The following is an 11,108-nucleotide window of genomic DNA, read 5'->3' as shown; positions in this document are numbered from 1 at the left end:
CACTTCCATGGCCTTGCGCGCTAATCCGGATACCAGTGCATATACCACCAGTACGTGAAATGCGATAACCAGCCCTAAGCCTATAAACTTCTTCCCCGGCTCTTGCTGGCGATTTGAAAAATCCATTCCGGCTGTCTCCTCGATCTTAGAATATGAAGGCGGTAATAATAACCGCTGTTGGTGTTAAATTTGCGTTTCTTGGCTGAAAACTTTTCATATTTTTTGTAGCAAGCATATGAATCGCGTCTCAGTATAATTTGTAGAGCTTGATTTGTGTCTCAGCATGGGCAATTTCCGTTTGTATTTCACCGATAAAAATAGCTAATCAATAAGCAATATTTAAGCAATATTTGAACCATGTTAAAACCCCATCCATGTCGCAATAAATTACCTGTATGGAAAAGCTTCGCACTACATGGTATCTATTGCGCACCAAAATCAAATCGCGTTGCTGGAGCATTGCTCCAAAACAGCGCTCACCAGCTTCCTATTGTCCTACAAAGACCACCGCACTCAGAGCTGGAATCGTAAATTGTCCGCTGATATTCTCATACTTCGCTTCCGCTGCAACACGTTTATCTGCTGCTTGTGTAAGCAAATGTGTAGGATGCAATTGATAGCTGCGCCCACTTTGTTCGTCAATGACTATTGATTGTGCCTGTGGACTGATATTGATGAAATACATGACCGAACCAAAATTCGCTTCCGCCAATTGTTTGCCATCCAGATGTGCTGCAATCAACAAGGGATTTTGTGTGGCCCCCGTATTATAGAAATGCAGACGTTGTGCGATATCGGACGCGGTGGACAATCTGAATAGACTGGAGCTGGCTCTGATCTGTAATAAATCACGGAATTGATCGCGGCAGTAGGCAATATCTTCGCGGGTCGGTTTAATATTTGGCTGCTTCAGTGCAAGCTTGATGTATGGGTAGAACTGGGTATTGTCTTTTTCTGGTGGTAAGCCAGTCCCAAAATAATTGTCGCTATAACTCCAGTCCAGCCGGTTGAACCAGTCGCCAGAATTGAAACTATTGCTGTCCATGGATTTTGAACGCAAGATATCGACGCCGGCATGGTAATAGGCTACGCCCTGACTGAAGGCGGTTGTTGCCAGGGCTAATGCCTGGATGCGGGCGCGGTCTGCGCTGCTGGTCTCCAGAGGCAGGCGATAGGCATTGATATCGAACAGGGTCTGGTTATCATGGTTTTCTACATAGTTGACTACCTCGCCAGGCTGGCTGGCATAGCCTGCAGGCTGGCCGCCATAATCAATATCCTGTAATTGCCTGGTCTTGTCGTCAAAGGTTTGCATACTGAAGCTGCGTATTGAGCCTGCCAGGCCCAGCCTGATCATGTCAGCTGCCCGTAACAGATTTTGCCGTGGCCTGCCTTGGTCCGCCAATGCATTTGGCATATGGAGCAGACCATTGATATAGCCCTGATTTTTGACTATGCCTTCGCCTGCATCACCATGACCGCCACCACGCAGGGCATCGCGGGCGCGATCGCTGAAACTGCCTATGCCGCTGCCATTGAGTGACAACTGCGATGCCTGGACAAAGCGCTTGCCATCCGCAATTTCACCAAAATTCCAACCCTCACCCAGGAATTGAATCTGGCGTCCGGTTTCTTGCAGTAGCCTGGCTTGCATGTCTTCCATGGCCTGTCTTGGCTGATGCCCCATCAGATCAAAGCGAAAAGAATCAATTTTGTAATGCCGCGTCCACAAGCTTACAGAATCACTCATCAGCTTGGCCATCATAGTGTTTTCTGTGGCTGTGTTGTCGCAGCAGGTAGAGCGTTCTATCTGCCCAAGCTGGTTCAGGCGTTGATAATAGCCAGGGACAATACGGTCCAGTACTGAATAGGGTGTTTGCCCGGCACCCGCAGTATGGTTGTAAACCACATCCATGCCTACACGCAGGCCTGCACTATGCAAGGCCATAACCATCTTTCTGAATTCGATGATGCGCTTGCTACCATCACCGGCATCGGTGGCATAACTGCCCTCGGGCGCATTGTAGTGATAGGGTTCATAACCCCAGTTATAGCAATCTTTATCAGCATACTGCGTAGCCAGTTTTTGTTGCTCTTCACTATCTGCTTTGCCCTTGATGACGGGGGTCTGGCAATGGGCCTCAGATACCGTGGCAAAGTCAAAGACGGGCAGTAAATGGATATCTGTCATGCCAGCTGTGCTCAGAGCCTGCAAATGCCGCATGCCATTTGAGTGTGCTTCGGTAAAGGCAAGGTACTTGCCGCGCCAGGCAGGTTTTACCGTGGCATCATTAATGGAAAAATCACGTACATGCAATTCATAGACTTGCATATCAGTTTGATTTTTTACTTTATAGCTAAGTTTTTGCTCGTCCCAGCCCTTGGGTTTTAATTTGCTGGAGGACAGGTCAGCTATGTAACTACGCTTTGAATCTGTGGTCAGGCTGATGGAGTAAGAGTCAGTGACGCGATTACGCACCAGGCCCTGGCCGGGAACGTGAACGTCAATCAGGTAAGTGTAATACTTGCCAGACAAATCAGTTTTATCGCTGGTGTGCCACGCCCCCGTATCGGCATCTAATTGCATGGGCAGTATGGCCGTGGACTTGGTCTTGCCATCTGGATACAGGCAAACTGAGACTCGCTGAGCCGTCGGTGCCCAGACCCTGAATTGCGTCTGAGTTGTTTTGACGCTTGCTGTTTTGCTGATGCTTGCGCCGTAATCATTCAGGCTGCCAGCTGTCTTATATAAATCATCCAGCGCGCCAGCTATTTGCAGACCAGTGTAATCAAGAATCTGGCCTTCATTATCTTCGGTTGCGATCATTACTTGCGCTTGCTGCAATGACTTTAATTGTTGTGAGTTGGCATTCGCAAGTTCATATTCTTTACCTGATCCAATGTAGGCAAAGCGTTTTGCAATACTGCTGTCGAGAACTTTGCCAGCCTCGGTCAGCGTAAATACTTCATCAAAGCCAAGTGGCTTGCCGCCTTTGCTGAGTTTGAGTTGTCCTGTTCTTGATGTATAGAGCCTGACTTTGCTTCCCGGCGTCATGCCTGGCCAGCGTATCAATTTACTGGAAAGCCAATAAGCGCGCGCTTCTATAGTTGTCATTACGGCTGGGGCTAACGTGCTCTCAAACTGCGCAGCGTTGCATGCGGCAAAGCTGGCGATGGCTGCATTGCTGGCGCCAGCAAGAACGCCATAAGTCGCTGCATAAATCGTTAGTGCACAACCCAGAAAAAAGCGACGATAGCTTTTTGTATGTGCAATAGCTTGCTCAAAAAACAAAACAGTCTCCTGAGTAAAACAAGCTTCAAGGTCTGATTTTAAATAATCTGCAATCACAAAAAGTAGTGTGACTACATATTGAAAATCATATTTACAGCCAGTTTTACCGGTTTAATTGTGGCTTAAGCCAACATTTTTTTTAATTTTAACCCATTAATCGTAAATTTGTTAGACATGGGCTGTTGATATATGTAGTATTGCTACATAAAATCTGATCCTGGCCTGCTTTCTTGTATTGGTCAGACTCAGGCGCAAAAAAATATGAATGGTGAGATGTTGAGCAATAATCCAAAAAAATCAGATGGTGGCGTCCCTCGCTTGCTGGCAGATATAGGCGGTACCAATGCGCGCTTTGCATTGGAAATGCATAAGCACGAATTTACTGCTATTGCCGTATTGCCATGCAATGCCTATCCCGACCTGCAATCTGCCATTGCGGCTTATTTATCCAGCCCTGAAGTGTTGGCTGTATGTCAGTCCGCAGTCAAAAATGCTGCGATAGCCATCGCCAATCCTGTAGATGGTGATGTGGTGCGCATGACTAATCATCACTGGACCTTTTCTATAGAGGCTTTGCGGCAGGCTGCCGGATTTGATAATCTGGTGGTCGTCAATGATTTCACTGCCTTGGCAATGGCATTGCCGCATCTGGCTGCGCATGAGCGTGTGCAAATTGGCAGTGGTCAGCCACAGGCTAACCGTGCAATAGGTTTGATAGGCCCCGGCACCGGCCTGGGTGTATCTGGCATTATCCCATCTGGCGCGCACTGGATGCCTTTATCCAGTGAAGGTGGACATGTGAGTTTTTCTCCCAGCAATGAAATCGAGATAGAAATCCTGCGCCAGGTCTGGAAAGAATATCCGCACGCATCTGCTGAGCGATTGATTTCTGGTATGGGTCTTGAGTTGATGTACCGCATCCTGGCGCAAATGGACAAGCATGCAGATGCTGCAGAAATGAATGCCGCCGATATTACCCGTCGCGCACTTGATGGCAGTTGCGTCATCTGTACCCGTACTGTGGACTACTTTTGCGCGATGCTGGGTACCATCGCCGGCAACCTGGCCATGACCCTGGGCGCGACTGGTGGTGTTTATATAGGTGGCGGCATCGTGCCGCGCCTGGGTGAATTTTTTGCGCAATCAGCATTTCGCCAGCGCTTTGAAGCGAAAGGCCGCTTTGCAGATTATCTCGCGCAAATACCGACTTATCTGATCACGGCAGAGTATCCTGCATTTTTGGGTGTCTCTGCGATATTGAATGAACGATTGTCCCTGGCTGGGCATGCTGATACTTGAATGAAAAAAACTTTCACCACAGAGGTACAGAGACACAGAGGGGGCACTGAGGGAAAAGTTTGATCTGGTAAGTAAAACTCTCCTTCATGTTTTCTCTTTGCCTTTCTCTGTGTCTCTGTGCCTCTGTGTTGAGAGGTCTTGATTTAATGGTTAAAACGAAAATACAAATCCATGAATACCTCTTTGAAAGTGCAAGCAAACGACTGGTGGCGTGACGCGGTTATTTACCAGGTCTATCCACGCAGTTTTTCTGACAGCAATGGCGATGGCATAGGTGATTTGCCTGGCATTGCTGCCAAACTTGATTACATCGCCAGCCTGGGTGTGGACATCGTCTGGATTTCGCCTTTCTTCACATCACCGATGAAAGACTTTGGCTATGATGTAGCAGATTATTGTGATGTTGATCCCATCTTTGGCACGCTGGCTGATTTTGATGGCTTGCTCAAACGCGCACATGAATTGGGTTTGAAGATCATGATAGACCAGGTCTTGTCGCATTGCTCGGAAGTGCATCCCTGGTTTGCAGAAAGCCGCAAGAGCCGCGACAACCCCAAGGCAGACTGGTATGTCTGGTCCAATCCCAAATCGGATGGTTCACCACCAAATAACTGGTTATCGGTATTTGGTGGCTCTGCCTGGCAATGGGATGTACGGCGTCGCCAATACTATATGCATAATTTCCTGGTCAGCCAGCCTGACTTGAATTTCCACAATCCTGAAGTGCAGCAGGCACATCTGGATAATATGCGTTTCTGGTTGCAACGTGGTGTTGATGGCTTCCGCCTCGATGCCTGCAACTTCCATTTCCATGATCAGGCTTTGACAGATAATCCACCCAGCCAGGTGCGCGACAATAAAACCGTGCAGGATAATAATCCTTACGGCATGCAGGCGCATATCCATGACAAGACGCAGCCAGAGAATTTGGTCTTCCTGGAAAAAATCCGAAACCTCTTGAATGAATATGGTGCGATCGCCATCGGTGAAGTCGGTGCCGATGATTCGCTGGCGGTGATGGCAGACTACACAGCGGATGGTAATAAGCTGCAGATGGCCTACAGCTTCAATTTACTGACGGCGACTTATTCTGCTGCGTACATACGTCAGCAAGTGGAAGAATACGAAGCACGTGTCAAAGACGGTTGGGTATCCTGGTCAGTTGGCAATCATGATTCTGTACGTGTCATGACACGTTGGGGTGGGACAGAGGCAACGCCGCAATTTGCCAAGATGCTGCTGGCCATGCAAATGGCTTTGAAAGGTACGCCTTGTCTGTATCAGGCCGATGAGCTGGCGCTGACAGAAGCTGACATCGCCTATGAAGATATACAAGACCCTTATGGCATTACCTTCTGGCCAGAATTCAAGGGTCGCGATGGCTGTCGTACGCCTATGCCATGGCAGGCAGATCAGTTAAATGCCGGTTTCAGCACTGGTAAGCCCTGGTTGCCAGTACCGGCTGAACATGCTGCCAATGCGGTTTCTGCACAGGATCAAGACGATCAATCCGTGCTGAATTTTGCTCGTCATATTCTGGCCTGGCGCAAGAAATATCCGCAACTCAGCAGAGGAGAAATCAGTTTCTTCGACGCACCCGAACCCGTATTGGCGATACGTCGTGATCTGGCTGGTAGTAATAGCTTATTCGCAGCATTCAATCTCGGAAATGAACCTATCACTTTTAACTGGCCTGCGACTGAGGGGGCTACGCAATTGAAGGATGCTGGCTTGCCTGGGCAGTTCAATGGTGGCGTTGTGGAGCTGCCAGCCTATGGTGCATGGTTTGGGGAATTGATCAAGTAAATGTAATGCAGAGCGCTTGACAGGGCTGTACGATGTTCGTGCAGCCCTTTTTTTCTCTTCAGATAAATCTTGATTTTTCAAGTCTGGCTATTTCAATTTAAGATTACTGGATTCATTGGCCGCAGGCGAGGGCGGTTCTGCTATTTTTCCAAGCAGCTTGCTTGAGGGGGTAGCTGGCATGCTTAATGAAGCTAGAGTATCGGCAGTTACTTGCTTTGTGCTTTTCTGTGCCAAATCCGGCTGTGCTGCTTTGCTATCAATTGATGCTGCTCCTGCAACTGATAATTTTCTGTCGGGGCACATCTGTTCGGCCAGCTTTGCGGCTTCCTTTATTTCTTGCCCAGGTGCCTGACGTTGTGCCATGGATGTAATGACCATGTCCCAGTCTTTGGAATAAGATTGCTGCTCGCTGGCATTCAGTGGGCGCTGTCTTTCAGTTTTTAAGGCTTGTTCTGCCGTGGTTTGTGAGGCGATTGATGTATCGCGATTATCATAAAGTTTGCTTTTATTGCGGTCAAAAACTTGTACCTGTATTGGTGCGTCAGTTTGTGTGCTTTCCACAAGTTGCAAGGTTTTGGGTAAGCCTTCATAGGCAGAGGCTTCGACTTCACGCGGAACCCAGCGTGGTGCACCCTTTTGCACGCCTTCTTCAAAACGCTTCAATACACCAAGATGGCTTACTTCTGGCTGTACTGCCAAAGCACGGACCGTCACTTCATATCCCGCGTCTTTTAAGGTATTGATTTGTTTTTCAGTGCTTTGGGGATTACCCAGCGTGCCATCAATCATGATGTTGCGCCGGTTGGCGATGGCAGAAGAAAACAGCGATTTACCCCATGCACTGGCATCTGCATGAGAAAGATCTGCGGCGATTTTTTCTGTCGCAGGATCGCGCTGCCATGAGCGATAAGAGGGATGGTTCTCCCGCAAATTGTCTACATCAATATGTACTGTTTTTTCAGCCGACAATTCTTCCATGGTTTTTCTTGCAAGGCCTCCTTTGCCAGATCCTGGCTGTCCGCCCAGAAAAATAGCAACTGGCTGTTCTCCAGATTCAAGTGCGCGCGTGCTGGCGAGCATTTTTGCTTCAATTCTTTGTTTGAAGATTTTTTCATGAATCTCCGAGGATAGTTTTCCTTCGTCGTTCATTTTCCACCTTTCGACGCCAGATATGCATCGCGCTCAGCGTCTTCAGTTTTGAGTTGCAGCGTGTATGTCTGTATCAGTTGATCCAGTTCTTCCAATTCCAATGTGTAAAACGTGCTGCGTTTCAGTTCCAGCGCCATTTGTTCTTTGAGCAGGATGGCCAGCCTAGCCTCGTCAGGGCTACCCTTGACATCTTCGTCGTGCATCCAGGCAGAACGGATGGCGATCAGGCTGCCGACGATATCTCCTGCCAGTTCAGCTTTTTGTTCTTTCCTGTGAATTGCCTCATCGAATTGGTTCATGGATATCCTTCAAAAATTTGTTCAAAAATGAATTTAATTTTACGATGATTTGCTATTGAAATAACAATTTTTATGCGGCTGAATTGTTTCTACATATGACAGACGTTCAGCCATGTCAGCCAAGTTTAAATACTCAGACCTGGCTGTGAGGGGATGTCGCTTGTACATCAATTGAGAATTGCTTGCGATAATTGCCGGGGCTATTAGCGACGATGCGACGGAAGTGGCGGCGCAGGGATTCTTCTGAGCCAAAGCCTGCCAGCTCAGCTATCTGTGGCAAGCTGCTTGCTGGTGACTCCAGTAACTCCTTGGCGATGGCGACACGTTCACGTATCAGCCATTCACCTGGTGCCATGCCTGTGCTGTCCTTGAAATGACGCTGCAGGGTGCGGGTACTCATGGCGGCTTTTTCTGCCATCGACGCCAGATTGTGAGGCAGGGATGGGTTGGATCTGACCCAGTCCATCAATTTGGCCAGACGTGCATGCTCATCGCTGGGCATGGGGCGTGGCACAAACTGGGCCTGGCCGCCTTCACGATGTGGTGGCACTACCAGGCGCTGTGCCACCAGATTGGCGATCTTGGCACCATAATCTTTGCGCACCAGATGCAGTAACATATCCAGCCCTGCAGCAGAACCTGCTGAAGTCATGATCTGACCCTGATCTACATAAAGGGCGTTGGCCTGCACCAGAATTTGTGGATAGCGTTTGAGCAGTTTTTCAGCATAGCGCCAGTGAGTAGTGACGGTCTTGCCATCGAGTATACCCGCTGCAGCCAGGATGAATACACCAGAGCAGATGGTGCAGATACGTGCGCCGCGCGCATAAGCCAGCCGGATTTTGTCCAGTAATGCTGCTGGCGGCATTTCGTCGGCATCACGCCAGCCAGGGATGACGATGGTATCGGCCTGATCCAGCATGTTCAGGTCATGCGGCACTTCTACCATGATGCCGCCTGCGGCCCGCAATTTACCCGGCTCGGCAGCGCAGACGGCAAAGCTATACCACTCTACGCCCAGTTCAGGGCGGTTCAGGGCGAACAATTCGACGGTGCAGCCAAATTCAAAGGTGCACAATTGATCATAGGCAAGCGCGACGACAAGATGCGGTTTCATGGCTTAATCTTACCGTATATTTAGTTTTGCGACATGCATTGTGAGCTTAAAGCGATTTATTCACGTAACCAGTCACGCAATTCGTAGTACCAGTATGCACATTGTGCGGCCATTAAACCCAGGCTGCCAAAACTGGGTGGCAAACCGTAATGATCCAGGCCATCAGGTAAGGTTTGATTAGTGGCAATCGCCTGCGCCACTACTTCACCAGCCAGGGTAGTTGGTGCCACGCCATGACCACCAAAGCCCATGGCGTACCAGACCCCATTTGGCAGGCAGCCGATTTGTGGCATCTTGTGCTGGGCGTAGCTCATCAGGCCACTCCAGGCATATTCCACTTTTGTTCCAGCCAATTGCGGATACACCTTGAGCATGTCCTTGTACAATAATTCTGCAACTTCAGCAGGCTGTTTTTCGCGTATGGAAATGCGCCCGCCCCAGAGCAGGCGGCTATCTGCCAGTGGCCGGTAATAATCAAAGGCAAAACGGGTGTCATACACTGCTGCTGTGGTTTGCATGGCTGTCGGCAGTTTGTCTCCCAGTTTTTCTGTCGCCATGACGTAGGTGGCGATCGGCAATACCGAACGTGCCAGTCTGGGATATAGCTTTTCTATATAACCGCCACAACACACGACTACTTGTTTTGTTCTCACAGTGCCATTTGCTGTGTGTACTAATTTTTCAGCCTTATCAGTTTCAACGGCGCTTACACGGCTTTGTTCAAACACGCGCACGCTTCCAGAACTCAATACCTTAGCCAAAGCCCGGGCATATTTCAACGGGTGAAAATGAAAGGCATTTTGTTCGTGCAGAGCACCAAAGTACCGGTTGGTGTGCAGGGCCGCACGAGTCTTTTCCTGTGACCATGGTGTCCAGTCCACGTCAAATTCTCGCAGCATGAATTCTCTTTGTTGCCGGAGTTTTCGCTCATCATCAAACCAGTTGGCCAGCAAGACCCCGCTTTCGTTGAGGTCACAATCCATTTGATATTGCGTGATGCGTCGACGTATCAGGGCCACCGCATCCAGTGTTAACTGATACAGATTCCGGGCAGGTTCACGGCCTATTTGTTTGATCAGGGCTGCATTGTCGAGGCTGAAACCGCCGAACACAAATCCACCATTGCGGCCGGATGCGCCATGCCCAATCTCTTCAGCTTCCAGCAAGACGATATTGCTGACACCACGTTCCACCAACCCTAATGCTGTCGCCAAACCGGCAAAGCCTCCGCCGATGATACAGACTTCACAGTCCAGGTTTTCTTGCTGACGGGGATAGCTAATAGAATTGGCGCTGGCCTGATAAAAGGTTTGCTTCAAATTTTCTTGAGTGATCATAGGCTCTTATTCATGGGCTCTTATCTTAAACCCTTGTCGCAACGGAAAAGCCGTCAAATTACACGCAACAGCGCTGTCAAGGCAAGCCTGACTTTTTATTGTCCCGTTGTTTACTTTTGTTTTATTGCCAATTACACTGAGCTGGCAAACTTTCTATAAGAGTTGTCGTAAGCTGTTAGCGTCAATCTAGGCGCCAAAGCCGCCGGTCTTGCCGGGGCCAAGTCCATGCATAGATATGCACGTAATGGAAAGGCGCTTGACTGGCTTATAGGACTTTTATGAAAACTCAAAAAAAATCTCTCCCCTGGTTATCAAATGCGTAAATTGCCAGCACGTTATGCAGGATTGGTCATGCCCTTCCTTTTATCGATATTGATGACCTTTATCGTCTCGTTCATCAGTACCTTGCGCAGTGTTGGATTGGCCGATCATTTCCTGCAAATCTGGATGGGGTCATGGGCTTTGTCATGGGTGTTTGCGTTTCCCACATTACTGATGGTTTTACCTTTGGTCAGACGCATGACGAACATGCTGGTTGAAACACCGGGTTAAGCTTGGCCAGACGCTTTCCTGAGCCTAGCTGCCACATATAGGCAGCTATGTTTTTGCCTTAAACCTCTCCTTGTTTTCTAGCTGATCTCTGCTAGCCTGATTTTTGAAGGAGTTATCAGATAAATAGAAACATCTGCTTACAAGTATTTACTATTTATCACGTACAAATCATTGCGAATTTTATATTATTGCTTATTGTAAATATATTCTTTGATGGTGCACGATTTTCACCCACTATCTCAATTCGTAACAATGAA

General features: G+C 48.6%; 8 protein-coding genes. 3 read left to right on the top strand and 5 right to left on the bottom strand.

The features are described from left to right. Window positions 1–487: 487 nt before the first annotated feature. The gene (locus tag ACO0LD_RS22920) at window positions 488–3,292 is read right to left on the bottom strand and encodes an alpha-1,6-glucosidase domain-containing protein (RefSeq protein ID WP_423010487.1); all 2,805 of its coding nucleotides are present in this window, start codon (window positions 3,290–3,292) and stop codon (window positions 488–490) included. Window positions 3,293–3,553: 261 nt separating this feature from the next. On the opposite strand from ACO0LD_RS22920, the gene ACO0LD_RS22915 reads away from it, so the two are divergent. Then, window positions 3,554–4,591, top strand: coding sequence for a glucokinase (locus ACO0LD_RS22915; RefSeq protein WP_423010486.1), 1,038 nt, complete (start codon window positions 3,554–3,556; stop codon window positions 4,589–4,591). A 171-nt stretch (window positions 4,592–4,762) separates the two neighbouring features. After that, window positions 4,763–6,397 (top strand): alpha-amylase family glycosyl hydrolase, encoded by a 1,635-nt coding sequence (locus tag ACO0LD_RS22910; RefSeq protein WP_423010485.1) that lies wholly within the window; start codon window positions 4,763–4,765, stop codon window positions 6,395–6,397. A gap of 87 nt (window positions 6,398–6,484) precedes the next feature. Here the strand turns inward: ACO0LD_RS22910 and ACO0LD_RS22905 are convergent, their stop codons facing one another. The 4 genes from ACO0LD_RS22905 to ACO0LD_RS22890 all read right to left on the bottom strand — a co-directional run bounded on the left by ACO0LD_RS22905 (window position 6,485) and on the right by ACO0LD_RS22890 (window position 10,299). Further along, window positions 6,485–7,546, bottom strand: coding sequence for a zeta toxin family protein (locus ACO0LD_RS22905; protein WP_423010484.1), 1,062 nt, complete (start codon window positions 7,544–7,546; stop codon window positions 6,485–6,487). Then, a complete protein-coding gene (locus ACO0LD_RS22900) occupies window positions 7,543–7,845 on the bottom strand; it encodes a hypothetical protein (protein ID WP_423010483.1) in 303 nt (100 codons plus the stop codon). Before ACO0LD_RS22900 ends, ACO0LD_RS22905 begins: the two co-directional genes overlap by 4 nt. Before the next feature lie 133 nt (window positions 7,846–7,978). Continuing rightward, window positions 7,979–8,962, bottom strand: coding sequence for a transcriptional regulator FtrA (gene ftrA / locus ACO0LD_RS22895; protein WP_423010482.1), 984 nt, complete (start codon window positions 8,960–8,962; stop codon window positions 7,979–7,981). Between the two features lie 56 nt (window positions 8,963–9,018). Continuing rightward, window positions 9,019–10,299 carry an NAD(P)/FAD-dependent oxidoreductase gene (locus tag ACO0LD_RS22890; protein WP_423010481.1) on the bottom strand — a complete coding sequence of 427 codons (1,281 nt, stop codon included), beginning with the start codon at window positions 10,297–10,299 and terminating at the stop codon, window positions 9,019–9,021. Between the two features lie 315 nt (window positions 10,300–10,614). Here ACO0LD_RS22890 and ACO0LD_RS22885 point away from each other — a divergent pair, with 315 nt between their 5' ends. Next, window positions 10,615–10,851, top strand: a complete 237-nt coding sequence (locus tag ACO0LD_RS22885) for a DUF2798 domain-containing protein (protein WP_423010480.1) — start codon at window positions 10,615–10,617, stop codon at window positions 10,849–10,851. Window positions 10,852–11,108: the final 257 nt, after the last annotated feature.

The organism is Undibacterium sp. Ji83W, assembly GCF_049340385.1.
Lineage (GTDB): Bacteria > Pseudomonadota > Gammaproteobacteria > Burkholderiales > Burkholderiaceae_D > Undibacterium.
Note: the sequence above shows the minus strand (reverse complement) of the source record. Positions and strands in the feature narration are given on the sequence as shown.

Coding starts and splice junctions, on each gene's coding strand:
- ACO0LD_RS22915 (WP_423010486.1), top strand. CDS start 3,554: ATGAATGGTGAGATGTTGAGCAATAATCCAAAAAAATCAGATGGTGGC.
- ACO0LD_RS22910 (WP_423010485.1), top strand. CDS start 4,763: ATGAATACCTCTTTGAAAGTGCAAGCAAACGACTGGTGGCGTGACGCG.
- ACO0LD_RS22905 (WP_423010484.1), bottom strand. CDS start 7,546: ATGAACGACGAAGGAAAACTATCCTCGGAGATTCATGAAAAAATCTTC.
- ACO0LD_RS22885 (WP_423010480.1), top strand. CDS start 10,615: ATGCGTAAATTGCCAGCACGTTATGCAGGATTGGTCATGCCCTTCCTT.
- ftrA (WP_423010482.1), bottom strand. CDS start 8,962: ATGAAACCGCATCTTGTCGTCGCGCTTGCCTATGATCAATTGTGCACC.
- ACO0LD_RS22890 (WP_423010481.1), bottom strand. CDS start 10,299: ATGATCACTCAAGAAAATTTGAAGCAAACCTTTTATCAGGCCAGCGCC.
- ACO0LD_RS22900 (WP_423010483.1), bottom strand. CDS start 7,845: ATGAACCAATTCGATGAGGCAATTCACAGGAAAGAACAAAAAGCTGAA.